The following is a 26,431-nucleotide window of genomic DNA, read 5'->3' on the forward strand; positions in this document are numbered from 1 at the left end:
ATAAGATCGCATTGTTGATATCTATTTTTGGATTATTAACCTCGATTCCATTTTTTTCAATTGTAAATTCTGTGGCAATGTAGCCGCTTCCCGCTTCAGCTTCGAAACGTAAGTAATCATACCCTTCAGTAATACCGTTATTTATTTTTGAAAAAAATTTCTTTTACCAGTATGAAATCTTCAGCAATCATTCTTGATCCCTATGCTGGGGCCAGTCGATGTTTTTCCAGCAGGTGCCGGAAGTTCATGATCATAGTGTCTTCAGGTATCGGAGCGCTTAAGGTCAGGCGCGCAAACTGGCGCATGTGCGTGATTTGGCAATAAGGTTTTCTGCCGCCGCCAGCCTTGGGGTAGAACGGCTCAATCAGGCCCTTTAGACCTGCCCAAGGCACGACCTCCATCTCGGCGAGGAAGTATTCGCGACGTGTCTGCTTGCGCTTGCCGGCATACTCGAAATCGGAAAAACTCATCTGGCTGATGGGAGTCTCGGATCGAAAGGGCAGGCGTATTCCATTACATTTGGGACTTGTTTAGAAATTCTTTAGTCGGTGTTTTTGACAGACGGTATAAAATTGCTCTTATCGACTAACGTGCCGCCATCCTTACCAAGGTCATGGTAATTGATCAGTATTTGCTCAACTGCCTGTTCGTCAGCACGTGAATGGTTCTGTAAATCCTATATTTTATCAATCGTGATACCTTTTTCTATGAGTTTAGCTTGACTACGCTTAACTATGTCGTCGATTATTCCGACATAATGAGTTACGCCATCAACCACCCAGTTATAAACACAGGACTCTCCGCCTATAGAGGCAACTTCACCTGCGCTTTTGCACCAACGGCGAAATAAAGTTCATGCCAACTGACTTGCTAAACTATCCACTCCACCTCAAAATCAACTCGCTGAGCCTGCAGCCCTGCCTCATGCTAAAACCGGTAGTCAAACCCCTCAACATCGACTTTCTTCAAGTAAATATAATACCCTCCGGTGTCGCCACTACGGTCGTCCTCAATAAGAATTTCCCAGCCAGAATATTCGCAAGTTATAACAATATCCTTCCGAACGATAGACATATGCATATCCTAGTCCGCCTAGGGAACATGGTTATTAGAAGTATGTTTTCCAACCACAGGGTCTTTAACTCCGAAATGTACATGTGAAACTCCCAGAGCGTGTGCTCTTGATATAGGTTTTGCACCATAGAGATCATATATACCAGCCATTTAAGCAACACCGCACTACGGTCAGAACTTACGACTGTTGCCGCAGAATCGTAGATCACAAACAACCAAACGAGCAATTAAGAAAATGACTAACACAGATAAGACAACACCGACGCAAGGCCGGTGTCGAGTATAAATAATATTCAAGAAAACTCTATTTTGCAATCTGGTAAAGGAATCGAGCGGCCATCGGAAATAACCAGTTGGTCATCTTCGATTTGGGCGAGTAACAGACCAAGGCCAATTGCCCCTGTCTCAATATCTTTTCTCCAACCGTCAAGATCACCATGATACAAAATCGCGTAAAAAATAGGCCCCGAGGGCGGTGTGATTTTGCATCCGCGATCATTTACCCCTCCACGAACAGCATTCGGATTCTCAGAAAAACACGTAATATTATTAAATTTTTTTCGGAATTTGTTTTTTCCATCGTCTGAAAAATAAATAACTTGCTGCCCATCCACAACCACAAAACCAGGTACATTTCGAGAGTTCGACTGTTCGATTTTTCCACCCAGAATTTTTTCTAATGCCTCCCGATCACTACTCTTTTCACACCTCACTTTTTTGCTGGGGTAGTTGCCTTTGTTGTTGATGAAACTTACCGTTCCAGTGCTCGCCATGCAGGTCAGTGCTGCGGTTGCCATGATGTTGCCGAGGCCTGCCGAAGTCGCCGCAGTCGTGGCCGTAGCCGCGCTGGCTGCTACCATAGTGCTACCAACCCCCATGGCGCTACTTGCGGAAGCCGCCAGCGCACTAGGCACTGTACGAAATAAGTCGTCGTAGACACCGCATGGCGCAAGCCAGCGAGACCATCGATGCATAACTTTTTGCAAGCTTGTCGAAGCGCGTCACCAGTCGGCGATTCTCTTTCAGCCAGCCGAACATGCGCTCGATGACATTGCGTTGTCGATACTTGGGCCGGTCGAACAACCTGGACAAGCCTGGCTTAGGCTTGCGCTTCATCGAGCGCATCGGAATGACAGGCTGTATGCGGCAGCGGTCGCAGTATTGGCGCAGTGCCTCTGCGTCATAGCCTTTGTCGGCGAGCAGCCACTTGCAGCGTTTACGAGGTCGCTCGCGCTGGGCGCAAGGTATGCTGACACCATCAAGCAGCGGCTGTGCATAGCTGATATCACTGGCTTGACCGCCAGAAAGAAGGAAGCGCAACGGTACCCCGTTGGCGTCGCAGAGCATGTGGATCTTGGTCGTCAGGCCACCTCGACTGCGGCCTAGGTTTTGTCTGAAAAGTCGCTTTGGCTAAAATGACCCGCCCTGGTTGCTGGGAGGGTCGTCATGGTAGGCCGTTACGAAATCTCATCTGAACGCTGGGCAATGATCGAAGCCATCGTTTCTCCTCCTCAACGTATGGGGCGTCCAAGGCGCGATGACCGTCAGATGCTTAACGGCAGCTTCTGGATCTTGTGCTCAGGCGCCAAATGGCGCGATCTTCCAGAGCGCTTTGGGCCCTGGAAGACCGTTTATCAGCGCTTCCGACAATGGCGCGACAACGGTACTTTCGAGCAGGTTCTGCGCCATTTGCACCTGCGTTTACGTGAAGACGGCTTTATCGATCTGGATACTTGGATGGTTGACTCGACATCGGTTCGAGCTACCCGAGCGGCCAGCGGTGCCGGAAAAAAAGGGGCCCGCAGGAACCGCACCACCACTGCCTCGGCCGTAGCAGGGGCGGATTGACGACCAAGATACATCTGGCCTGCGACAGTAACGGCTTCCCGCTGACCGTCATGCTGTCGCCCGGTGAAGAAGCCGACTCGCGCTACTTCATGCCGTTACTGGAGCAGATCAGCCTGCCGGGTAGCCGGGGTCGTCCGCGTAAGCGCTGCCGTTATGTACTGGCGGACAAGGGCTATGACAGCCAGATGCTGCGTCAGTACTGTGATCGTTACGGCATGCAGCCGATCATTCCCTTGCGCAAAATGCACCGCAAGCCTCGACCAGGCCTGCCTCGACTATTCGACCGGCCACAGTATAAAAAGCGCAACGTGATTGGGAGGCTGTTCAGTTGGCTCAAGGAAAAACGTCGGTTGTGTACGCGATACGACAAGCTGGCGAGCAGCTTCAAAGCCATGGTCACACTGGCTTGCATCGAGAAGTGCTTGCGGGCTGACTTTTCAGACAAACCCTAGGTCGCTCGGTTGGGTGCAGAAAGGATGTCGGTATTCTACGCAAATCGCAGCTGACCCTAAAAGAGTTGCGTCCCAGCAGACCAGCAATCTCGCGCTGGTCCAGAACTTGGCACCCCCCTCACACGACGAAAACATTAATCTTGACACCTAATCGCGCCAAAATTTTTCGGTATAAATCCTTCAGGCCAAATTGTCCCTCCATTGTATATTGCACCAATAAAAACAGCACCATCTATTCTTCTAACATTAAGATTAACATCTCGCAAATTAGAATTTACAAAGCTAGCACCACCAATATCCGCATTTTCTAAATTAGCCATTGAAAGATCCGCCCCTGAAAAATCAGCATAAGCCGCTATAGCATCAAGAAGATGCACGCACCTCATCTTCGCACCAATAAAGTTCGCATTCATAAGTGTCGCGCCATTTAGCACAACGCTATTCAACAGAGAACAACTGAAAGAAGCATTTCTCAAGTTTGAACCCGTAAAATCGGCTTGTGTTAGATCTAAACCGTCAAAAACTGCACGATGCAGCTCTAACCCTTTTAAATTTGATTTCGCAAGACTAGCCAAGGGCAAATCTAGTTTTTCACCAGTTTCGAAATTAATAGTTATCATCTATTACCCCAATCCACTTGATCCACCTTCAGTTCAGACACAGGCTTGGTTTGGCCGACCTTATTAGGAGACAAGGTCCCAAACGTAACATCCAAGTTTCGACCCAATATTTTGGCTGCTATATATCTGTGATTCCCATCGATAATTATATCGCCATCCATTTTGATTGCCGGAGCAACATCACCATTAAGAAGCCGGTCAACGTATCTTTGCACTGCAGGTAATGACACAGCACCTTGCGCACTAATAGCAGTATCACCTTGCAATGCTTTTTGAATAACTTCAGGTGTTACTTCTGAACCCTTTGATACCAGAGGCGTTCCTGCTGTTTCAATAGCTTTTGCACTATCAGCAGAATCCTGATACATCACCTCAGATGCCGGAAGCTTCTCTTCAGGCCTCGAATACCCACTAGGCGCCTGCTCGGCTATCCCACTCCCACCCGTTGTTCCCAAGCTATCAGGTCTATCCCCGGCAGCATAGCCTCCGCTCGACGAGTTTGTATCCTGTGCATTGGCAATGGGGTTCGCGAGCTTAGAATTCTCCTTATCCAGCAGGTGCACCGGGAAGGCTGTACCAAACAGGTATTTCCAAATTTCTATGGAAGTACTGACCTGTTGTGTAGCGGACTGACCCGAGTTAGCAACAGATTGCGCGACCGCGTTCGCTGCCCCTCGCATATTATCTTGAGACTGGGGATTCAATAGTGCGGCGCTTAACGCAACTGCGGCCACACCGCCTACCGCTAACGCCGGCACGATATTGAATGCCTCTACGGGCGGATTAAGCGTATTCAGCAGATTTAGAACATGTATAGCTTCATCAGGACGATCAGTACCAAGCTCGGTCACTCGCGCAACAAGCGCCTCACCGCGCGCTCCTAGATTGCCGTGAGAAATTACCGAGAGAACCTTTCTGACACCTATGGCTCTCTTGTTCTCATCCTTACTTCTTAGCTCCTGTGTTACTTCGGTGAGCGTGACCGCACTCCATGCAGGAGCGGTCCCTTGACCCGTAGCAACATCTACTGGAAGTCGTGCAGTGATAGCCAGTATGTTGGCCAACTCTTCCGTAGCGTTGCGGCTGTTTTCACCGTAAAGCGCAGCGTTTTTACGCCATTGATCTGCTGTTCGACCTGGATTGGCTAAGGCCTCTGTAGAGCTTTTTGTAACGTAAATATCAGTCCGATGCTCATCGTCACTCGTGACTTCATAAGCCCTACTCACATCCCGGTTCAAACCAGCGGTCGAGTCCTGCCCTGCGTTGTCCGCGCGCACCACTACATCACCCGCACCCACCGTGCCCCGCACGACCTGCTGGCGATCCTTGTTGTAGTTCCAGCCCTCCACGCTCCAGCCGTTCTGGCCCTGATCGCCCTTGCCTACCTGACTCGGGTCTTGCGTAGTGTCCTTGCCAATACCGTACGAGCCACCGACATTGAGGTAATACCCGTGCTCCTTGTCCTTACCGGCAATGTCACTGAACCCAAGCGTATCCGTATCCAGCTTCAATTGACCGGTGTCTGAGGCAATCAGCGCACCGTCGAGTTGGGTGTGGTTCTGCGTACGGATATCCAGCCCATCCTGCGCCGTAATACTGGTCTGCTTTTCCACCCAGTTCTTGCTGCCGTTGGTTCGCCCGTAGCCGGCCGAACCGCTCAAGCCACTACCTGGTCCCACCACCACCGTCGCGCTGAGGTCGTATTCCTTGCCCTCGGCCTTGCCGGTATCGGGCAGCGACGTGACGGTCAGATCGCGGCCAACGCGCCCGACGACCTCATTGCCGCGCAACGTAGCACCCGCGATGTTGCTGTCCCGACCGCTGGTGAAAGCTAGCTGGTTGCCGGCATACAAATAGGCTTCCTGCTGTTGCTGGCCCTCACGCTTCAGATTGCCTTTACCCAAGTTGACGCTGGCATAAAGACCAACACCCTCCGAGCCCACCGCCAGCCCCACTTCACCCCCGCCACTACGACGGCTACTGGAGCTGGCGCTGTCGTTCTGCGCCGCCCTGATGTTGAGGTCATTACCCGCCTGAAGATTGATATCCCGCACGGTTTGCACCTGCGTACCGATCAAGTTCAGGTCGTTGCTCGCCTTGAGGTTGGCATCGCGTCCAGTCTGCAAACTCGTGACCGTCGAAGAGCCCTGGCTTTGATCGCTATCAGCCACCCCACGACTACCGCCCACACCCAACTTGAAGCCACCGCTGGTGCCGCCATGAATGCCGCTCCAGCTTTTCTTTTCACTGCTCTCTTCGCCATAACTGCCTTTGGCCGCATCGAGCGTGACGTCACGGCCCTGAATATTGATGTCGCGCCCCGACTGCAACTGCCCGCCGCGGATACGCACATCGTTGTTGGCAGCGATGTTCAAGTCGTTGCCGGCATCCAGCGTCGAGCCGCGATTGCTCGTTTGCGACACGACTTGGCGACTGCTTTCCTTGCTGTTGCCGAACTTCGCATCGGCCGTAGGCCCGCTCAGGAACTGCGAAATGCTGTCCACAGCCCGCAACGTGCTCGAGGCCTTGCTGGTAGCGTCCTCGCCTTTGCCGGCACCGCTGACGGCATCTTTGGTGCTACCGAAGTTATGGTTGATGGTCGCCGTCAGGCCGTTGCGCGAGCGCTCGCGTTCCCGCTCGGTCACCTGCGATTCGCTGGCGGCGTCGACATTGACGTCGCGACCGGCGGCCAGGTTGATGTCATTGAAGGCTTGCAGGTCCGAACCGACCTGGTTGATGTCGCGCTTGGCGCCCACGTCCAGATCGCCACCGGCGCTGATCTGGCTAGCGGCACTGGTCTCTTGGGTCAGGCGGTCCTTGGCTTTGTTGCGCTCGGAGCCGGCGAACAGGGAAACGCCGTTGTCGTCCGAGGAAATGCCGATACCGGACTGCTTCTTGCTTTTCCAATCCTGGCTGGAGTGGGTGTTCTGCGCCGCCAGCACGTTGACGTCGCGCCCGGCTTGCAGGCCGACGTCGCCCGCCGCATCCACACGGCTGCCGACTACGTTGATGTCCCGCTCGCTGCGCAGGTAGGCATCGCGCATGGCCGTGATCTGGCTGCCCACGGCCGTGCGGCCCTGCGCTTCGTTGCCCGCTTCCTTGGCCGAGGAGAACGACAGGAAGCCACCGGACAGAGAAAGGCCGGTTTTCTTCTTGTATTTCTCTTGGTGGCTGGAGGCTTCGTTGTTGGCCGACAGCAGGTTGATGTCACCGTTTTGATCGACCAAGCCCGCTCTGATATCCGCGTCGTTCTCGGCATTGAGGTTACTGGCCCGCAGGTTTACATCGCGACCGGACGCAATCACCGCATCATTGCCGGCAGTCAGTTCGCTGCCGACCTGATCGACGTTACGAGTCATCTGGCTCTTGCCGCTCTTCGACAGGCCGAAGGCACCGGATTTGGTGGTCTTGCTGTAGGTGCCGTGCTGCTCGACGCCAGAATTGACCGAGACGTCGTTTGTGGCGCCCAGGATCAGGTCATTGCCCGCCGACAGCTGGCTGCCGACGATGTTGACGTCGCGACCGCCGTTGATGCCGACACTGCCGTCGGCAGCCTTACGGGTGTTGATGGTCAGGTCCTGGCCGGCCTCGATTACCGAGGCGACATTGGTGGAATCGTAGGTTTCCTCCTGATGCTTTTTCTTGCGGCCAAACGAGCCGCTGCTCTTCTTGAACAAGTAGTAGGCGTTTTCATCCTGGGCCGAAGCGATGTTCACGTCTTGCCCAGCGTCGAGCGCCAGGTTCTGCCCGGCGTTGGCGCGGCTGGCGACGACGTTGATGTCGCGGGCGGCGTCGGTGTTCAAATCACTGCCGGCGCTGACGTTGGAGGACAGCTGCTTGGCCTGCGTGGTGACGACGTAGCGGTGGCCGCCCTCGAAGGACTCGTGCTTTTGCGTGTTGTCGGTTTTTGCCAGCAGGCTTACATCGTTACCCGCCTGCAACGCCACATCCCGCCCAGCCTGCAACGTGCCGTAGTTGGTAACGTCCCGACCGGCACTCACCGCCAGATCCTGCCGAGCACTCACCCCGCTCCCAGCATCCGTCACCGTGCGGTACCCCGCCCCATCGCGCACCTGAATCGCCGTGCGCTCGTTGGTGACGTCACCGCGCACCGCCGCCAGGCTCACGTTCTCCCCGCGAATCTGCCCCGCCATGGCGTTGCGGATGCTGTCCTGCGCGATCAATTGCAGGTTGTTGCCCGCCTCCACCAAGCCACCCTGGTAGATGCTGCCGCCACTGCTCACCCTCAGGTCGCGGCTGGCGCGCAGGGTGCCGACGTTCACCAGATCCCCGCCGCTGATCAGGTTCAGGTCGCGGCCCTGGATCAGGCTGCTGCCGCGCACGTTGCGGGCGTCCACCTGGGCCAGGTACAGGGTCGGCACCAGTACGGTCTGGCCTTCGACGACGCGGTTTTCCATCCACACGATGTCGTGGGTCAGCGCGCCGACCTGTGCGCCGGTCAGGGCTACGCCCAGGCTCAGGTTGAGGGCGTCCTTGCTGGCCAGGGCGTTGTCCATCAGGTAGCGGTACTGGTCGTAGTCGCTGACCAGGCCATCGGCGAGGAAGCGCTGAGCGTTTGGTGCGTTGAGGCATGTAGGCGAAGAGTTTATAGTCCGCCCGTCGCTCACAGGCGACTCAGGTTTGGCGACCTGACGGTAGAGAGATGCGCAAGCTTGTTGCTTTTTTGCAGCTACGTGTGCGCCTGCAAAGTCGTTTTATGACGGCTGTGCGTGGGAGACCTTCGGGTCTGCCGGTTTTCTCTACTGCCGGTTCGCCAACCTACGTACAGCTGTCACCCATCCGTTTGGCGACGTTTGAGTGATGGCATTTATCACTCAGGTAGAGAGTCTCAGGATGAATCGATATATTCCGCTTACCGGCCTTGATTCGAATATTCCTGCGCTGTTGATTGATGCGCAGGCGCCTGTTCATGTTCTTCATGATACTGCTGTATATCGTATTCGTACGGTGACCGAAGCTTTGGAAAGCCTTGCATGCCTCGAAGGCATAAACGAAGAAATGCGTTCAATAGATTCTTGGGTAAAGCTACTAGCGACTCAATTGAGAGACGGCTGCGACTTGTTGGATGTAGTCAGCAGAAAGCTAAATCCTTAGAGTTAATCTCAGAGTGGGCAGTCGGAATATTACTGCCCACTTACCTACGCCAGATTATTAAAGAGCAAATCTTGTCAATCAAATTAAGAATTAGAGTATATCATTTACTAGAAATCCGCAAATGGCGCATATATAAAACTAACACCCTGAAAAACAGAATTTCATCGCCAGAAAAAATTTTCCCCGAACTCAAAAACAATCTAAGAGCATCAAATTTAATTAGTTGGTTTAGAGGGTCGAAAACCCAGTATTTTCTGGATTAAAATTTTCGTCCAATTTTAATATCAATCGCAATATTTTCGTCAGACATCTAATTCTGTATAAAGATATGTACGATTAGATACAAGTGGGGCACGTTCTGCATTAAGGTTTCGTTCCTACTGAGAAACGGAAAATCGTGCTTAAAAGGGCTTGTTGAGCAGATGGAATCTAAGTCCACGCAATTGAGTGCAGAAAGGATGTCGGTACTTCTACGCAACTAGCGACTAACCGTGGGTGGCTGCGCACCAGAAAACCAGTAATTTCGCGCCGGCTAAGGGCTTGGCAATTTCCGGTTTGAATGGCTACGTGTTCTTTGATGCTAGACTCAATATAAGACATTGTTACACCTTACCTAAGATGGAGTTGTTGCACGCAGTTTTGGCGACCGCCACTTATCTATTTAATACATGAACTTGGTATTGGCTTTTCTACTACTGTCGATAGACAAGATGAATTTTTTCCAATCACCGCCTGTGTGAGCTTTCATCAATTCATGCAACTCATGCACGTAGCCAGATGCGTTATCTTCAGGATCGTCTAGAAGCTCGCTCAAGAATAGCCCGTCACGAATTAAAGAGCATTTAGATCCTACGGACCAGCCTCCCTTATATCTCTCATATTCGAATTCGCAACACATCTCTTCGTATGGACCATTCGCAGAATCATGCATAATTTTCATAAGTGCGTTTAAGACCTGTACTTGTTGCTCAAAATTATTACTCGACTCCATTTATCTAAGCTTCTACCTTATGAAAAAACGACAGTAGTTTTCATCAAAAAGACCAAATTTAGCTTAAGATGTCTTTTAAATCTTTGATAAATCTATCCCCTTCTTTATCTTGTGACTCTAGACTAACCATCACAGGAAAGTCTTCATACACTAAGCGTAGGAGCCCACCTTTTATAATCACCTCCCACACTCTAGTATCGACAGAATCACTTCTACTGATAACACTTCCATAAAATAAATTAACAAATTCTTCAGCATATTTAGGGAAACCTTCCCACCCCACATCAGAATTCAGCTCCGCATACAACCTCTCGTTCTTCATGCGACCAAGAGAAAATACTTTTTTGTCAATAAATTTTTTCATTAGAAAAGATCTCCGCCGCCAGCTCGCGTGGAACTCTCAATTATTTGATCAAAGGTTTTCCCCTTTTTAACCAAATCGTCAAATTCCGGTCCAATCTTATTACCATATCGTTCCAAATTTCTTTTATCGATAATGTCAAGCATCTCTGGAGGCGTATACTGCCTATATTTTAATTTCAATTCGTTTCTAGCACTATATGCATATTTTGCGACTTCTTCTACGCTGGCACCGCTAGCTCGCATATTGTCGACAGCACCTTGTAAGTCATAAACATCCTTGACATAGTTTTGCCGCACAGGTGGGAGATACCCAAAATCCCCGTCAGCTTTAGATACAGCGTTGTCCCAAGCAGGCGTGCCTTTTGTACCTAGCGTAGTATCATGCCGCACCAAACCATCCAAAGCATTTTTAGCCCCGCCCACCTTACCCAGCGCCAACAACCGCTCACCAGGAAGTAAGCTAATCCCAAAATTCGTTGCCTGCTCTGCAGTCACCGCTCCCGAAAGCTCATGCCGACCCTGCAGAGCATACGCCTGGGACAAGCCACCTTTCTCAACGAGCGAATCCCACCCATTCCCAAGGGTAGTCAGTGGATACTGAGCAAAATACCCTACCCCGTTGGCGAACTGCTCAAGGGCGCCTACCGGATCATTCGCTATTCCCGAAACCGTATTTTGCAACCCGCGCACCGAGGCACTCATGCCCTGTGTCGCGCCTACGGCATTGCCAAGTGACCAGTCACTCCAGCTGGAATCCACCTTTAACGTACGTTCGTAGAATCGCTTGTAACTGTTACCCAAATCGCCTTGCGCGAAGCCGACGAAATTCTCGGAGTTGATCGAGGTATCGCTGAAAGCGCCCGGATTATTGAATTCGAAGTCCCTCAGCAATGCTGCCGTTTCTTGCGCTGTGTACTGACGACCCGGTTCGAGACTCACACCTTTAGGTGTCTGACGCTCAGCGTAATAGCTGCCTGTAGGTGCCAGGATCTCGCCCAGATAATCAAGCGCCGCCTCATCCGGCACATAACCGTTTTTGAGCATGACGGCCCGCCAATCGGCGTCGGAGTAATACTGCGCGGCCTGGGCCAGACGCTTCTCAGCTTCAGGTCGGGAGATCTGATTCTCCTGCGCATAGCGCCCAGATTCTTGCTCGATCTTCTCTACGGTCTCGCGATGCAGCTGCTCGTTATAACGCTCGACATTCCCTGCAACCCAGGCCGAATCGTTCGGATTGCCATCTACCAGCGAACCGGCCGCAATGCCGATGATCTGCGCCGTGGCGACTCGGAATTGGTCATCGGTCATGAAGCGCGTATCGATGTACTTACCGAGGTTTTCGCTGGCAACGCCCGTCAGCCCCTCGGCGGCACCTGCCGCCAGGGCGCCTGTTTTGAAGTCGCCGCCTCGGGCTGCGGAAAGCGCGCCGCCGAGCATGGCATGAAGGAAGATCTTCTCGGCCGAGCCTGGGCTCAGGTCCAGATAGTCGGCGAAATCGCCCAGCTGTTTGTTACCCATCGCCGCAGCCAGATCGAAGCCTTGCGACACCAGCGCAGTGCCCAGATTTTCCTTCAGGCTTCCGCCATTGATTGCCGTTGAAACACCACTCTCGATGACCGCATGGGTCCCGCTGCGGGCCAAGGCATCTTGGGCTTTGTCCCAGCTCAGCCACTGTTCGGAATAGCCAGGGTTCTGCACCGGTCCGGCGGTCGTTACCTGGGCACCGGCTCCTTCGGCTGGGCTCGCGCCTTGGAACCAGGTGCTGTCCGCATAATTGATCAATCCAGCTGTCAGGGCACCTACCGTCGCGTTCTTCAGGCTGTTGCTGGAGAACGTGTCTTTCGCGGCGAGGCTGAGGCTGCCTTTGTTGTTGATGAAGCTGACCGCTCCAGTACTGGCCATCGAAGTCAGCGCAGCGGTTGCCATGACGTTGCCGAGGCCTGCGGAGGCTCCTGTAGCCGCGCTGGCGGCAGCCATGGTGCTGCCAGCCCCCACAGCGCTACCCGCTGAAGCCGCCAAGGCGCTCGCGCCCCCGGCAGTCACCACAGTGACGATGATGATCACTGCCAGCATGGCAGCCTGGCCCATCCCGGAATTGTCGTACTTGAACGACTCGTGCAGCTCCTTTACCTGGCGCCAATCCACATCCCCGCGTTGCTCGGCTGCTTTCAACCACGCCAACTGCGGCTCTGCATCGACCATGGCATCGATGGTCTGACTGACCGTCTGCTGATCGACCTGCCTGACGTCGATCTTCAGGCCTTGCACTGCCTGGATCACGGTTTGGCCTTGGGCCAACAGTTCGCTCTGACGCAGGGTCTCGTCGGTATTGCCCTTACCCCTCATGGAGAACCAGGCGAGGTTGCTTTTACTCTTGGTATGGCTCTCGTCGTGCAGGTCCTTGACGCCCTCGAAGGTAATGGCCCCGCCACTTTGCAGGTTCAGGTCGTTGCCACTGTTCAGCTTGGCGACCTGATAGAGCTGATCGCCGCCGCTGCGCAGCGTGAGGTTGCCCCCTGTTCTGATTTCTGTACCGACTTGAGTGGTCTGGGTCACCTCATCGCGCTGCGCCTTCTTCGCACCCCAATTACCCTTTTCCTTCATGTCATAAAGCGTGTGCGTACTGTCCTGCGCAGCTACCAGACTCAGCTGGTTGCCACTCACCAGATACGCCTCATTACCCGCGCTGATCTTGCTGGCCACTAACGTGGTATCGCGTCCAGCCTCAGTACGCAGATCGCGTCCAGCCGTCAGCGCACTGGCCAGCTGGGTGCTCTGGTCATTGGCTTCGGTGATGCGTTTCTTACCGTCCCTGATCCGCGTTTCGACGTTGTGTACTTCGGCTGCCGATGTGACATTGATGTCCTGGCCAGCGCCCAAGCGCAGGTCTTGGCCGGCGTTGGCCTGGCTGGCAAGTACATTGATGTCGCGGCCCGCTTGGATATCCAGATCACGCCCGGCATCGACAGTCGACGACAGTTGTTCGGCTTGGGTGGTGACGACGTATCGGTGGCCGCCTTTGAAGATTTCGTGCTTCTCGCTGCCGTCCGTCTTCGCCAGCAAATTAACGTCATTGCCCGCCTGCAACGCCACATCCCGCCCAGCCTGCAACGTGCCGTAGTTGGTAACGTCCCGACCGGCGCTTACCGCCAGATCCTGCCGAGCACTCACCCCGCTCCCAGCATCCGTCACCGTGCGATACCCCGCTCCATCGCGCACCTGAATCGCCGTGCGCTCGTTGGTGACGTCGCCGCGCACCGCCGCCAGGCTCACGTTCTCCCCGCGAATCTGCCCCGCCATGGCGTTGCGGATGCTGTCCTGCGCGATCAGTTGCAGGTTATTGCCCGCCTCCACCAGGCCGCCCTGGTAAATGCTGCCGCCACTGCTCACGCTCAGGTCGCGGCTGGCGCGCAAGGTACCGACGTTTACCAGGTCGCCGCCGCTGATCAGGTTCAGGTCGCGGCCCTGGATCAGGCTGCTGCCGCGTACGTTGCGGGCGTCCACCTGGGCCAGGTACAGGGTCGGCACCAGTACGGTCTGGCCTTCGACGACGCGGTTTTCCATCCACACGATGTCGTGGGTCAGCGCGCCGACCTGTGCGCCGGTCAGGGCTACGCCCAGGCTCAGGTTGAGGGCGTCCTTGCTGGCCAGGGCGTTGTCCATCAGGTAGCGGTACTGGTCGTAGTCGCTGACCAGGCCATCGGCGAGGAAGCGCTGGCCGGTCTGGGCCAGCACGGCGTCGCGGATCAGGCGTTGTTCGTAGAGGCCGTCGCCCAGGCGCCGCCAGTTGGTGTCGGGGCCGATGTCCAGGCGCTCGAGCAGGTAGTCGGAGCCGAGGAAGCGCGACAGGTCGGTGAGGTTGGGGTTGGTCTCGATCAGGTAGTGGCCGTTCGGGTCGGGGTTGCGCACGAACAGGCCGTAGTCGCCCTGGGGCAACTGGAAAGTGGGGCCGGCGGTGGGGTCGACCGCCGCGAACGGAATGCCGCTGTAGTCCACCGGGACGATGGTGGTCTGGCCGTTGGCGTCGGTCACGCGCTGCACGCTGGGCAGTGCGCCCACGGTGGCGGCGCTGGCGTCGACGGCCTGTTTGTTGAGGGTGATGTCGATGCCGCCGACCGGTACGCCGGTCTGGTCGTCGCCCAGCTTGCCGGTGAGGATTTCCAGGGCGTTGTGCTCGCTCACCGAGCCGTTCTGCACGCTGCGGGCGACGTTCAGGTTGACCGTGCCGCCGGCTTGCAAGGTGGCGGCGTAGAGCGGTTTGCCGCTGTCGCTCCAGGTGGTGACGTTGCTCTCCTCATCGAAGCGTGCGTCGGCCGAGCGGGCCTTGAGCAGCTCGAAACGCGCCAGGTCGAAGTTGCCAGCGGCCACGGCGGCGTTGAAGGCCGGGACGTCGATGTATTCCATCTGGTCCCAGTAGTCGGTGTCGATGCGCTTCGGCGTGCCAAGGACGATCTTCTGCTGGCCGTTGCGTTCGGTAGCGCCCAAGTTGAGCAGGTCGTTGGCGGTGATGCTCAGGTTGCCGTTGGCCGCCAGCAGGCTGTAGCGGTTCTGCACGTCGCTGGCTTGGATGGTCAGGTCTTTGCCGGCCACCAGGCGCGCGCCGGGGCTGTCCTGGATGGCGCGTTCCAGCAGGGTTTGTTCGATGGTGATGGTGCCGCGCTTGAACGAGTCGTGGCCGCCGCAGTGCTGGCCGCACACCCAGCTCAGGCTGCCGCTGACGATCGACTCGCCCAGCTCGAAGCTGGCCTTGGCGTTTTCCACGCTGGCGGCATTCAAGGTGATGGCACCTTCGCTTTCGACGGTGCCGGACAGGTTGCTGAAGCGCTGCGCGGCGCTGCCGTCGCGGTTGGCGACGCTCAGGTCGCCACGGCTGTACACGTCGCCATAGAGGTTGCTGAACACCTGCGCGCGCAGCGCCATGGCGCCGCCGCTGAACAGCAGGGTGTCGGGGTCGTTGCTGATGCGCTCGGCGTTGAGCGTGACCGCGCCCTGGGCGCCGAGGGTGCCGCGGTTGAGGATCTGCGCGGCGTCGATGGCCAGGGCCTGGCGGGCGGTGAGGTAGCCGAGGTTGTCGAGGTTGCCGGTCAGGCTCAGGCGCGCGTCGGTGCCGGCACCGATGCGGCCGCCGTTTTGCGTGACGTTGCCGGCGTTGATGGCCACCAGGCCTTGGGCCGACAGGCGCCCGCGGTTGTTCAGGTCGCCGCTGAGGTTGAGGGTCAGGTCGCCGTCGCTGAGCAGCTCGCCGCCGTTGTCGAGGCTGGCGAGGTTCAAGGTCAGGCCGCTGGCGCTGGCCAGGCGGTCGCCGGCTTGCAGGGCCAGCGCGTCGCTGGTGTAGGTCAGGGCGCGGTTGAGCTGCACGCTGCCCAGGCCGTCGACCTGGCCGAACTGCCAGTCGCCGGCGCCCAGGGCGGTGATGCGCCCGCCGGCGCCGCTGACGCGGTCGAAGGCCAGGCTCAGCAGGCCGTCGCCTGCGTGTTCGATGCGCCCGCCGCGGTTGTCCAGCAGGGCGGCCTTGAGGCTGAAATCGGTGTTGCCGGCGGCGATGCGGCCGTTCTGGTTGAGCAGGCTGCCGGTCAGTTCCAGGCGGCTGAGGTCGCTTGCCGCGGCCCGGGCCGTGGCCAGGCCGACAGGGGAATTGCCCAAGGCGCTGAGTTGGCCGTCGCGGTTGTCCAGCGTCGCGGCGCTGAGCGTGAAGCGGTCGTTGGCTTCGATCAGGCCGCCACGGTTGTCCACCTGGTCGGCATTGAGGTCGAGGGTCTCGCCGCTGATCTGCCCGCCTTGGGTGTTGCCCAGGGTGGTGCCGGTCGAGCGCAGCGCGTTCTTGGCGAACAAGGTGCCGCCGGCGTTGTCGAGGGTGTCGACGTTCAGGGTCAGGCCGCCGCTCAGGCTGGCGATGGAGCCGGCCTTGCCGTTCTGGCTGCCGTTGTCCAGGCGCCCGGCCGTGATGTCGACGCTGTCGCCCTGGACGATGCCGCCCAGGTTGCTCAGCGCCGCCTGGCCCAGTTGCAGGGCGGTGGTGCCGGCGGTGGCGAGCACGATGCCGGCGTCGTTGTTCAAGGCGCCGCCCGTGTAACGCAGGCCGTCGCTGCCGGCGACCAATTGGCCGCCCTGGCCGTTGTTCAGGCTGTTGGCGTGCAGGTCCAGTTGCTGGCCGCGCAGGCTGCCGCCGCGGTTATCCACAGCCGCGGTGCCGTCCAGCGTCACGCTGTACTGGCCGGCATCGACGATGCCGGTGAGGTTGCTCAGCACATCGCTGACGCGCAGCTGCACGTCGCCGCCATCGCTGACCAACGCGCCCTTACCGTCGTTGTACAGGCGCTGGGCGTCGAGGCTCAGGCTGCGGCCGATCACCGTGCCGCCGCTGTTGTCCAGCCAGGCGCCGCGCAGCAGCAGGCTGCCATCGCTCTGCACCCGGCCGCCGTCGTTGAGCAGTTGGGCCTGGGCGGCGCTGCGGGCGAAGTCCAGGGTCAGGCCCTGGGTGCCGGCGGCCAGCAGGCCCTGGTCGCGGTTGTCCAGGCGCGTGGCGGTGATGGCGAGCTGTTCGCCGACGATCTGGCCTTGGCGATTGTCGAGCTGGGCGACGTCGAGGTCGAGGCGCTCGCCGATGATCTTGCCCTGGCGGTTGTCGATGTCGGCCTTGGGCGCGGTCACGCGGATGCCGGTGCCGAGCAGGCTGCCGTTGCGGTTGTCGAGGCCGGTGGTGGCGAGGTCGAGGTTGCCGGTGACGGCCAGCAGGCGCCCGCCCTGGTTGTCGACCTGGCCTGTGGACAAGTCGAGGTGCTGCTGGGCCTGCACCGTGCCGTCGCGGTTGTCCAGACGCGTGCGCGCGGTGATCTGCGCGTCGCTGCCGCTGGCCGAGAGCAGGCCGGCGCGGTTGTCGAGGGTGTCGCTATCCACGTTCAGCGTTTTGGCGTCGATCTGCCCGGCGGCGTTGTCGAGGGTGGCGGCGTTGAGGGTCAGCTTGCCGTCGACGACCTGCAGCAGGCCTTCGCGGTTGTCCAGCCGCGCCAGGTCGAGGGTGACGTCCTGGCCGTTGCCGAACAGCAGTACCCCGCCCAGGTTGACGATGGCGGGCGCCGTCACGAACAGCGCTTGTTCGCCGACCACGCGGGCGGCCTTGCCCTGGTTGTTCAGGGTGGCGCTGGTCAGTTGCGTGCGCTGGGCCTGGAGGACGCCGCGGTTGTCGATGCGCTGGCTGGCCTCGACGGTCAGGTTGCGGCTGGCTTGCAGGGTGCCGGCGTTGTCGAGCGAGGCGGTGCGTACGGTGACGTCGCCGATGGCGTTGCGGCTGTTGTCGTTTTCGATGCCGGCCGCGACGGTGCCGGGGTTGCTGAGCGTGCCGGCGTCGATCTCGACCCGCTCGCGGGCCGCCAGGCTCTGGCGGTTCACCAGCTCGCCGGGGGTGCGCACGTTGACGCTGTTGGCGTAGGCCTTGCCGGTCATCTCGACGCTGGGGGCGGTGACGTTCAACGCGCCTCTGGCCGAGGCCTGGGCCATGTTCAGCTGGCCGTTGGCGTCGATCTGGATGTCGCCGGCGCTGGCGGCCAGGTTGCCGGCGGTCTTCACACCCACGCCCTGCTCGGTGCCCACCAGCTTGATGGTGTCGGCGTACATGCCGCCAAGCGCGGAGGAATCGATGGCCAATTGCGGTTTGTCGGCCGGGTCGCCCTGGCGCGGAGTGGTGGCCAGGGTGTCGGCGTCGACGTCGTTGGCGCCGGCGACCACGTTGAGCCGCTTGGCGTAGAGGTCGGCGTTGAGCTTGGCCGAGCGGGTGATCAGGTCGAACTGGTCGATGTTGCTGGCGTCCAGGCCCTGCCCTTCGATGCTGATGCTGCCACCGTCGACCGCGAAGTGGTCGAGCTTGCCGGTCGCGTCCAGCACGGGCTTGCCGGTGCTGAGGGTGACCCGCGGGGTGTTGATGAAGCCGCACCCGTTGCACGTCACGCCATGGGGGTTGGCGACGATGACCCGCGCCGCCTGCCCGGCCACTTCGGTGTAGCCCTTGAGCTGGGTGGCGTTGGCGCCGTTGACTTCGTTGAGGATGGTGCTCGCCGCACGCCCGCCCAGCTGCCGGTTGCCGAGGATGTTGCCGCCCAGTTGCGTGCCCTGGATGGCTTGGGTCGAGTTGTTGAGGATCAGCCCTTGGCTGTCGACGTTGTAGCGCTGGTACTGGTTGTGCGACAAGCCCGCCGCGTTGGGCGCGGCAATGTTGACCACCGGCACGCCGTTGCCGGCCTGGCCGACGCTGGTGTTGGTGGTGCCGCTCACGGCGATGCCGTCGGCCATCGCCCAGATCGGCTGCCAGAACATGACGTTGGCCAGCAATACGGCCAGCAGGCGCTTGGGCAACCCAAGGAAATTCGGCCGCTCGGCGAGCGCGGCGGTGGGTTGGGCAGCCAGGGTCAAGTGGCGAACGTCCATGTGGGCAACCTCGAAGCTACGTCGTCGACGAGCGAAAATTAAAGATAGAAATCCATGCGGAAGTAGATCGGTGCTTCGCGGTCGAGCACGTCCGGGCGTTCCAGGGAATGGGCGAAGGTGACCGAGGCGGCGACATGCTCGCCACGGGCGAACAGCTCCAGCGAGTTGCTGCTCAGGCGGCCGTGCTCTTCGCCGTTGTAGCGGTCGTTGCGGATCACGCCCTGGTCGTAGCCCAGGGCCACGCCGTATTCGCCGAGCACCGGGCGCAGCGCGTCGAAAGTCACCGGGCGGGTCCAGCGCAGTTCGTTGCGCCAGTAGCCGCCGCTGTCGCCGGTCAGGAACTGGTCCTTGTAGCCGCGTACCGACGACGACCCGCCCAGGCTCAGGCGCTGCGGGCTGAACAGCGCGTCTTCGCTGCGCTGGCCGGTGGCCAGGCTGGTGAAGGCCAGGCGTTCGCCCCACAGCTCGAATGGCTGCAGGTAGCTGAGGGTGCCGGTGTACTTGCGGTAGCGCGCGTCGGCTTCGCCCGGGCCCGGGTCGTGGCTGCCCTGGGCGTCGAACAGGCCGATGCCCTGCTGCATGCCCAGGTCGAGGTTGACGAAGGCCGAGCCGATGCGCCGGCCGTGGTTGATGCCCACCTGCGCTTCGCTGATGCGGTTGCTGCTCAGGTCCAGGCGGGTGTCGCCGAAGAAGTTGTTGGTGCGGATGTGCGCCAGGCCCAGGCTGACCGAGGTCTTGCTCAGGGTGTCGCGGTGGATCACGCGCTCGGCGCTGAACTGGTGGGTCTGGCTGTCGCCGTCCTGTTCTACTTCGCTGCCTTGCACGTCGATGCGCGAGCGGTAGTGGCTTTCGCTGTAGAAGTAGCTGAAGGTCCACCAGCCCCAGGGAATGTTGTACGCCAGCAAGCCGTTGCGCGAGCTGCGCTGGTGGTCGCTGACCGCGTCGTGGCCGCCGCGCACGCTGAACTGGTCGGCCAGGCCCAGCGGGTTGTCCCAGTCCAGGCCGGCATTCCACTGCTGCTCGCCGGTGCTGCGCAGGCCGTCGTTGTTGCGCGACAGGGTCGCACGCCAGGGCTTGTCGGCTTCGTTGCGCACCAGCACGTCGCTGCCGCCGACGTTCTGCCCGGGGCTCAGCTCCATGCGCACGCGGTTGGACGGCAGGCGGTTGAGCTGGTCGACCATCTGCTCGATGTCGCGCAGGTCGAGGGGCTGGCCTTCTTCGCCGGGAAAGGTCATCGCCAGCTCGCGCTCGGACAGGCCGCTGGCGGCGTCGCTGCGCAGCTTTTCCAGGGTGCCTTCGACCACCAGCACTTGCAGCCGACCTGTGGATAAGTCTTGCTGCGGCAGGTAGGCGCGGGTGGTGACCCAGCCTTTGTCGAGGTAGTGGTCGGTGATGGCCTTGAGCAGCCCGTTGAGCTGCGCCACGCCCAGGCATTGGCCCTGGTACGGCGCGGTCAGCGCCTGGCGCTCGCGGTCGGACAGGGCCTTGGCGCCTTGCAGTTCGATGCGTTGGATGTCGAAGCAGCGGGTGTCGGCGGGCGCTTCGGGCGCGGCGGGGGTAGCCTGTTTGCCGGGCAGGTCTTGCAGTTCCTGCAAGCGGCGGCGTTGCTCTTCGAGCAGGCGGTCCTGGCGGTCGCGGATCAGGTCTTGCTCGCCTGGGGTCGCGGCGTAGGCGGAGAAAGCGGCTGCGAGGCTCAGCAAGGCCACACCGGGGGCCATCCACATCCTTGTAGAAACGGGCATAGAAATTCCATTGGAAATACGGGAGATGCGCGCAGGAGGCGTCAGGATGGCAGCGGATGCCAGCGATCTGACATCATCTGTAACATTGCTCACACTGACCGTTTTCGGAAAGAAAAATTCCGTGTGCCGCGTAAAGGAAGAATGGTGCGTTCAAGAACGCGACACGCGGTACATAGTTGGCAGGTCGGACCGATTGCACGGGCAGTCGGTCGCCAAGGCCTTCGCTAGAACAGACCGCCCAGGGTGAGGGTGACCCCGCCGCCCGCTTGCGCGCCGGCGTTGATGCCTGCCGTGAGGATCACACCCTTGGCCGAGCGCAGCAGGCGCACGGCGCTGTCGTGGGGCAGCAGCAGGTTGCCGATGGGTGTGACGGTGGCGACGGTCATGGCCAACAGCTTGGCGTCCAGCCCGAACAGCATCGCCGAGCCGCTGGCACCGGCGAGCAGGCCCACGCCGCCTTCGAAGAACACGCAGGCACCGGTGAAGTCCTCGGGCTGCAAGCCGCGCTCGGCGACGGCGTCGGCGACCAGGATCCGGCCGACGGCCGGAAAGTCTTCGGTGGCCCCTGCCCCGCCTACGCTCTTGCCGCGGATGTTCAGGTTGATCTTGCCGAAGCGCGGCAGCCGCGCGCCGAGCCCGGCCCCTACGCCCACCGAGCCATAGCGGAACTGGTGGTCCTTGCCTTGTGGGTCGATCACGGTCAGGGCGCCACCGGAGGCCGCGGCGAACAGCACGGTCAAGCCGCCGCCGGTGGCGGTCTTGTAGCGCCAGTCGCTGACGTTGACCGGAAGTGGAATGTGCATAGGAACGTCCTTATCAGGGCCGCGCCGAACGGCGACGGCGAATCCATGCGGCCAAGTGGTAGCCGCCCCCTGCCGTCGCGACCACGGCGAACAAGCCCACCAGCAGGCTAGCGCCCCACAGTGCACCGCGGTCTTCGATGATGGCCGTGCGGGCCGGCGCTTCGGCCTGGTAGCGCACGCTGACCGGGTCACCGACCGCATAGCCGTAGATCAAGCCGTCCTCGGGGTAGCTGAACGCTTGGCCGGTGGCGTCGATGAAGTCGATTTGCGGGTGGCTGCCGCCAGCGTTCAGCGCGCTGACATGGCCGTCGGCGCGCAGCGCCTGGGCGAGGAAGGAGGCACGCGCCTCGACCATCGAGTAGGTGACGAGCAGCAGGCACAGGCCCAAGGGCAGAAAAATCACCGCGCGGAGCAGGTCGCCGCGAGGTTGGGTCGGCGGGCTTGCCATGAAAGATTTCCTTACATCGTCCGTGAGTGGGGTGTATTGCAATGAATCGATGAGGGAAATGCAAGCGGCCAGGTGTGAGCGACTCGGCAAAGGCTGCAATCGACCGGCGCCGACGGTGGGTGTCTGGGCTGGCGTGGCCTCGGCAAGCACGCTGTACGGCAGCCCTCTTCCCCTACGGCGTGCGAATCGTTGCGCCTGCATCGCCCGCTCGCCTGCACGGGCGGCTATTCCTTCATCCCTCGCCTGCCTTCTAGAATGGCCACTCCTGGCCCACTAGAAAGCCCGCCAATGACCCCGACCCAACCCGGCGCCACCGTCGTCGCCGCCCTGCACGCCACGGCCCGAAAACGCGGCTATACCCTCGACCCCTTCCAGTGCGTGGCCATCGAGCGTCTGGGGCAGATGGCCGACGGGCTGCTCGCGCCGCGCCGTCGCAGCGCTGTACGCAGCGTCTATCTGTGGGGCCCGGTGGGCCGCGGCAAGAGCTTCGTGCTCGACGGGTTCTTCGACGCCATCGCCTTGCCGCACAAGCGCCGCGTGCATTTCCATGCCTTCTTCCGCGAACTGCACCAGCGCCTGTTCGACCACGTCGACAGCGGCCAGGCCATGGACAGGGCGCTGGACGGCATGTTGGGCGACTGTCGGCTGCTGTGCTTCGACGAATTCCACCTGCACGACATCGGCGATGCCATGCTCATCAGCCGGCTGTTCAAGGCCATCTTCGCCCGCGGCATCGCCCTGCTGGTCACCTCCAACTACGCGCCCGGACAGCTGCTGCCCAACCCGCTCTACCACGAGCGTTTCCTGCCCACCATCGCGCTGATCGAACAGCACATGGACGTGCTCGCCATCGCCGGCGAGGTGGACTACCGCGGCTTGACCGGCGCCGCACCGGACCCGTTCCACCAGGGCGCCTACCTCTGCCCCGGCGACCTGGCCCAGCGCCAGGCCTTGGGCCTGCCGCCGCGCCCCGCCCGCGCCCAGGACCTCAAGGTCGGCCACCGTCTGCTGCGGGTGCTGGGCGCCGAGGGGCGGACCTTGCACGCTTCGTTCAAGCACCTCTGCGAGGGCCCGACCGCCACCATGGACTACCTGGCCTTGGTGGCCGACCACGACCGCTGGATTCTCGAAGACCTGCCGCAGCTCTCCAGCGCCTCGGCGGCCGCGCAGCAGCGCTTCATCAACCTCGTCGACGTGCTGTACGACCGCCGCTGTCAGGTGTTCCTCATCAGCGCGTTGCCCTTGCATCAAGCCTTGAACAGCGCGGAGGCGGCCGACATTTCCCGCACCCGCAGCCGCCTGTCGCAGCTGCGCCAGATCACGGCGCTAGGCGATACGCCGGTGTGCGCCGATCCGGGCTGAGCCGAATCCGCTGAGTCGAACCACCGATTGTTCGTTCAGGGAAAACAGACCGCATCGGGCCGATGCCGGATCACTCACTACAGGAAGTTGCCTGCCATGGAAGAAGCGTTGTCGTTGGGTTGGTCGAGTTACGCCGTCGTGTTCGCAACGCTGTTGGGCGCCTATGTCATCTTCGGCATCGCCGGGTTCGGCTCCGCCCTGATCGCCAGCCCCGTGCTGGCGCTCTACATCCCCATCGCCAAGATCGTGCCGCTGCTGGCGCTGATGGACTTGTGCGCGGCCTGCATCAACGTCAGCCGCGACGGGCGCAAGGCCGATTGGCGCGAGCTGCGCCGGCTGGTGCCGATGATGGTGCTGGGCAGCCTGGCCGGCGCGGCGATCCTGCTCACTGCACGGCCCGAGCGCCTGTTGCTGGCCTTGGGGGTGTTCGTGGTCGGCTATGCCCTGTATTCGCTCAGCGGCCTCAAGCCGCAGCGCCGCTTCAGCCCAGTCACGGCCATTCCCTTCGGTGGAGTGGGCGGGGTGTTCAGCGCGTTGTTCGGCAGCGGCGGCTTCATCTATGCCATCTACCTGAGCGGTCGGCTCGACGGCAAAGAAGCCTTGCGCATCACCCAGACCACCCTGATCGGCCTCAGCACCTTGACCCGCGTGGTGCTGTTCGCGCTGGCCGGGGTGTATTTGGACACGTCGGTGCTGTGGCTGGCGCTGTTGCTGGCGCCGGGGATGGTGCTGGGCATTACCTTGGGGCGGCGGATGACTTTGCGGATGTCGCGCGAGCAGTTCCTCAAGGTGATCAACCTGGTGGTGCTGGGGTCGGGGGTGATGTTGATCGTGCGGTATTTCTTTTGATGGGAGGCGCGGAGCCTCGCGAAATGGCCTTGCCCCGCCCTGCGAGGCTCACCGCGACGGGCCGTAAAGAGCAGATGCCTGTCGGCACCCGCTTGCGCTGCGGCGTTGCCGATCAATACTTCCAAGTCACCGACGCCGTCAGGTTGCGCGGCGCGCCGTAGCTGGCGGTGGTGGCGTTGTTGTACAGCGACAGCAGGTATTTGCGGTCGGTGAGGTTGTTCAGGTTCAGCGACGTGCTCCAGTGGCTGTCGATCTCGTAGCTGCTCATCAGGTCGACCAGGCCGTAGGCGTTCTGCGCGATGGCACCGTTGTTGTCGTTCTCCACCTTGGTCTGCCAGCTGACCCGCGCACCGACCTTCATCTGCGGCAGGCTCGGCAAGCGGTAGGTGGCTATGGCGCGGATCGCATGGGCCGGTACGTACTTGCGGGCGCGGTCGCCGTCGTCGTTGTCGATGTGTACGTAGGTGTAGCCGGCGAGCAGGTCGATGCCTGGCGATACTTCACCGGAGGCTTGCAGCTCGACGCCGTGGCTCTTGATGTCGCCTGGGATGGACAGGTTCTGACTGCCGTCATACACGGTGCTCACGACCACGTTGCGCTGCTCGGTCTTGAAGAGTGCGCCGGTCAGGTGCAGGCGCTGGTCCAGCACGCTGCCCTTGATGCCGACTTCCATGCTCTTGCCTTCCAGCGGGTCGAGCAGGCGATGGTCCAGGCCCACCGCGTTGTACTGCGGGTTGTAGATCTGGGTCCAACTGCCGTAGACGCTCCAGGCTTCGTTCAGGTCGTAGACCAGGCCGGTGTAGGGCGTGACCTTGCCGTGTTCGCGGGTGGAGTGCGGGCTGCCGTAGCTGGTGCCCTTACCGTCGGCGCTGAGCATGCGCGCACCGGCGATCCAGTGCAGATCGTCGGCGAGGCTGAAGCGGGCGCCGGCGAAGAGGCTTTTTTGCGTGTCCTGGAAGTTCTGCCCCAATGCTTCGCTGGTGACGCCGAACGAGGGCATGGGCGTGGCGCCCGCCAGAATGCCCGAGAAGGAGGTGTCGAAGGCGCTGCCGTTTTCAATGTCTTCGTCGTACTCCTGACCCTTCTGGTGGGTACGCCCATAGGCCGCACCGAAGGTCAGCTGGTGCTCGCGGCCGAACAGGTTGAAGGGGCCTTGGACCTTGGCTTCACCGATCAATTGATGCGCTTCGCTACGGGTGTGGTTGGCATAGGCCCCCGCCACATCGTCGGTGACCGAGTCGACATACAACATGTTGGTGTTCTGCTTCTCCTGAATGCCAGTGGCCGTCAGAGTAGCGTTCCAGTCGTTGCCGAAATCGTGCTTGAGCTCGACGAAGGCACGCTGCGTGTGCAGGTTCCAATACGTCCACGGTTGGCCGATGTTGCTGCTGCGGCCGCTGTAGTGGATCGGGTTGCCGCTGCTGTCGACCAGCGGCAGGTTGCCCCAGGTGCTGCCGTTGGCATCGCTGTTGTGCTGGGAGAAGCCAACGGTCACGGTGTCGGCATCGGACACGTCGAAGGCCAGCAGGCCGGCGGCGATGTTGCGCTCGTGGCTGTAGCGGTCCATCCACGAATTGCCCTTGTCGTGGGAATAGATGAAGCGGCCGCGCACATTGCCGCTGTCGGTCAGCGGGCCGGCGACGTCGACGTCGACGCGGCGGCCGTCCCAGGAACCGACCGTGGTCTCGACCTGCGCCTGGAAGGTGTCGGTGGGGCGCTTGCGCACGAAGTTGACGGTCGCCGAGGGGTTGCCCGCCCCGCTCATCAGGCCGTTGGCGCCGTGCAGCACGTCGATCTGTTCGTATTCGGCCAGGTCCTGCTCGCCCACCAGCACGCTGCTGACGAAGGGCATGCCCACGCCGTCGTACTCGAAGTTGTTGATGTCGAAACCGCGCGAGGTGAACTGGGTGCGGTCGGTCTCGGTTTGCTCGACGGTCACCGACGGCGCGGCGCGCAGGGCGTCCTTGATGCCGGTGATCTTGAAGTCGTCCAGCTCCTGGCGGGTGATGGTGGTCACGCCCTGGGGCGTCTGCTTGTCGGTCAGGCCCAGTTTGGTGGTGCTGGACGACGCCCTGCCCTCGTATCCCTCGCTCGGGCCTTCGTCACGGTTCTGGACGCTTTCGACCTGGATGGCGGGCAGCGTGAGGTCGTCGGCCGCGTGAACGATAGGCATGGCGCTGCACGCGCCGACGAATAGCAGGCGGGCAGGAAGAGGAGTTTTCAAGGCGGTGTCCTGGGCAGGGCGAATGGAAATGGGAGGCGTTTCTATTGGGCCTGGGAAACTAACTCAAATGGGAAATTTTCTCGATAAATAATTTTTCATGTTCGCTGGTTTCAGCTCGC

Annotated in this window: 12 protein-coding genes and 3 pseudogenes; 4 read left to right on the plus strand and 11 right to left on the minus strand. The window is 60.1% G+C overall.

All coding sequences use genetic code 11. The features are described from left to right. Positions 1 to 209: 209 nt before the first annotated feature. The 3 genes and pseudogenes from B4M43_RS11315 to B4M43_RS11325 form a co-directional block, all read right to left on the minus strand. Positions 210 to 479, minus strand: a pseudogene (locus B4M43_RS11315) (IS5/IS1182 family transposase); the annotation flags it as partial. Between the two features lie 888 nt (positions 480 to 1,367). Next, a complete protein-coding gene (locus B4M43_RS11320) occupies positions 1,368 to 1,934 on the minus strand; it encodes a hypothetical protein (protein ID WP_296267039.1) in 567 nt (188 codons plus the stop codon). A 46-nt stretch (positions 1,935 to 1,980) separates the two neighbouring features. Continuing rightward, a pseudogene (locus B4M43_RS11325) lies at positions 1,981 to 2,460 on the minus strand (IS5 family transposase); the annotation flags it as partial. Between the two features lie 60 nt (positions 2,461 to 2,520). On the opposite strand from B4M43_RS11325, the gene B4M43_RS11330 reads away from it, so the two are divergent. Further along, positions 2,521 to 3,374 (plus strand): IS5 family transposase gene (locus tag B4M43_RS11330; protein WP_296267041.1). Its coding sequence is split into 2 segments (ribosomal slippage): positions 2,521 to 2,869 and positions 2,869 to 3,374, totalling 855 coding nucleotides; the frame shifts between segments, so codons are not numbered across the junction. 134 nt (positions 3,375 to 3,508) lie between these two features. Here the strand turns inward: B4M43_RS11330 and B4M43_RS11335 are convergent. Both B4M43_RS11335 and B4M43_RS11340 read right to left on the minus strand, forming a co-directional pair. Then, positions 3,509 to 3,994, minus strand: a complete 486-nt coding sequence (locus B4M43_RS11335; RefSeq protein ID WP_296267043.1) for a pentapeptide repeat-containing protein — start codon at positions 3,992 to 3,994, stop codon at positions 3,509 to 3,511. Then, positions 3,991 to 8,577 (minus strand): annotated as a pseudogene (locus B4M43_RS11340) (hemagglutinin repeat-containing protein); the annotation flags it as partial. The pseudogene B4M43_RS11340 and the gene B4M43_RS11335, both read right to left, overlap by 4 nt. A 271-nt stretch (positions 8,578 to 8,848) precedes the next feature. Between B4M43_RS11340 and B4M43_RS11345 the strand changes: the two are divergent. Next, positions 8,849 to 9,109 (plus strand): hypothetical protein, encoded by a 261-nt coding sequence (locus B4M43_RS11345; protein ID WP_296267044.1) that lies wholly within the window; start codon positions 8,849 to 8,851, stop codon positions 9,107 to 9,109. Positions 9,110 to 10,158: 1,049 nt separating this feature from the next. Here B4M43_RS11345 and B4M43_RS11350 read toward each other — a convergent pair. The 5 genes from B4M43_RS11350 to B4M43_RS11370 form a co-directional block, all read right to left on the minus strand. Next, complete coding sequence (locus B4M43_RS11350; RefSeq protein WP_296267046.1) at positions 10,159 to 10,464, minus strand: DUF3630 family protein; 306 nt, start codon at positions 10,462 to 10,464, stop codon at positions 10,159 to 10,161. Next, entirely contained in the window at positions 10,464 to 18,884 is an 8,421-nt protein-coding gene (locus B4M43_RS11355; RefSeq protein WP_296267047.1) for a DUF637 domain-containing protein, read from the minus strand. The genes B4M43_RS11350 and B4M43_RS11355 overlap by 1 nt, the downstream gene beginning before the upstream one ends. A gap of 38 nt (positions 18,885 to 18,922) precedes the next feature. Then, positions 18,923 to 20,626 carry a ShlB/FhaC/HecB family hemolysin secretion/activation protein gene (locus B4M43_RS11360; RefSeq protein ID WP_414707830.1) on the minus strand — a complete coding sequence of 568 codons (1,704 nt, stop codon included), beginning with the start codon at positions 20,624 to 20,626 and terminating at the stop codon, positions 18,923 to 18,925. 224 nt (positions 20,627 to 20,850) lie between these two features. Beyond that, positions 20,851 to 21,429 (minus strand): hypothetical protein, encoded by a 579-nt coding sequence (locus B4M43_RS11365; RefSeq protein ID WP_296267048.1) that lies wholly within the window; start codon positions 21,427 to 21,429, stop codon positions 20,851 to 20,853. 13 nt (positions 21,430 to 21,442) lie between these two features. Further along, entirely contained in the window at positions 21,443 to 21,877 is a 435-nt protein-coding gene (locus B4M43_RS11370; RefSeq protein WP_296267050.1) for a DUF3592 domain-containing protein, read from the minus strand. A 288-nt stretch (positions 21,878 to 22,165) separates the two neighbouring features. Here B4M43_RS11370 and zapE point away from each other — a divergent pair, with 288 nt between their 5' ends. Then, a complete protein-coding gene (zapE, locus tag B4M43_RS11375) occupies positions 22,166 to 23,239 on the plus strand; it encodes a cell division protein ZapE (protein WP_296267052.1) in 1,074 nt (357 codons plus the stop codon). A gap of 96 nt (positions 23,240 to 23,335) precedes the next feature. Then, positions 23,336 to 24,088, plus strand: a complete 753-nt coding sequence (locus B4M43_RS11380) for a sulfite exporter TauE/SafE family protein (protein ID WP_296267054.1) — start codon at positions 23,336 to 23,338, stop codon at positions 24,086 to 24,088. A gap of 112 nt (positions 24,089 to 24,200) precedes the next feature. Here B4M43_RS11380 and B4M43_RS11385 read toward each other — a convergent pair whose 3' ends face one another. Beyond that, positions 24,201 to 26,261 carry a TonB-dependent siderophore receptor gene (locus B4M43_RS11385; RefSeq protein ID WP_296267329.1) on the minus strand — a complete coding sequence of 687 codons (2,061 nt, stop codon included), beginning with the start codon at positions 26,259 to 26,261 and terminating at the stop codon, positions 24,201 to 24,203. Between the last annotated feature and the right edge of the window lie 170 nt (positions 26,262 to 26,431).

Origin of the sequence: Pseudomonas sp. UBA6562 (assembly GCF_002434265.1) — a bacterium.
In the GTDB taxonomy this organism is placed as follows: domain Bacteria; phylum Pseudomonadota; class Gammaproteobacteria; order Pseudomonadales; family Pseudomonadaceae; genus Aquipseudomonas.

What these genes read in the sequence shown, in the direction of transcription:
- B4M43_RS11360 (WP_414707830.1), bottom strand. Translation starts at nt 20,626, where the DNA reads ATGCCCGTTTCTACAAGGATGTGGATGGCCCCCGGTGTGGCCTTGCTG.
- B4M43_RS11385 (WP_296267329.1), bottom strand. Translation starts at nt 26,261, where the DNA reads ATGCCTATCGTTCACGCGGCCGACGACCTCACGCTGCCCGCCATCCAG.
- B4M43_RS11320 (WP_296267039.1), bottom strand. Translation starts at nt 1,934, where the DNA reads ATGGTAGCAGCCAGCGCGGCTACGGCCACGACTGCGGCGACTTCGGCA.
- B4M43_RS11365 (WP_296267048.1), bottom strand. Translation starts at nt 21,429, where the DNA reads ATGCACATTCCACTTCCGGTCAACGTCAGCGACTGGCGCTACAAGACC.
- B4M43_RS11380 (WP_296267054.1), top strand. Translation starts at nt 23,336, where the DNA reads ATGGAAGAAGCGTTGTCGTTGGGTTGGTCGAGTTACGCCGTCGTGTTC.
- B4M43_RS11345 (WP_296267044.1), top strand. Translation starts at nt 8,849, where the DNA reads ATGAATCGATATATTCCGCTTACCGGCCTTGATTCGAATATTCCTGCG.
- zapE (WP_296267052.1), top strand. Translation starts at nt 22,166, where the DNA reads ATGACCCCGACCCAACCCGGCGCCACCGTCGTCGCCGCCCTGCACGCC.
- B4M43_RS11350 (WP_296267046.1), bottom strand. Translation starts at nt 10,464, where the DNA reads ATGAAAAAATTTATTGACAAAAAAGTATTTTCTCTTGGTCGCATGAAG.
- B4M43_RS11370 (WP_296267050.1), bottom strand. Translation starts at nt 21,877, where the DNA reads ATGGCAAGCCCGCCGACCCAACCTCGCGGCGACCTGCTCCGCGCGGTG.
- B4M43_RS11355 (WP_296267047.1), bottom strand. Translation starts at nt 18,884, where the DNA reads ATGGACGTTCGCCACTTGACCCTGGCTGCCCAACCCACCGCCGCGCTC.
- B4M43_RS11335 (WP_296267043.1), bottom strand. Translation starts at nt 3,994, where the DNA reads ATGATAACTATTAATTTCGAAACTGGTGAAAAACTAGATTTGCCCTTG.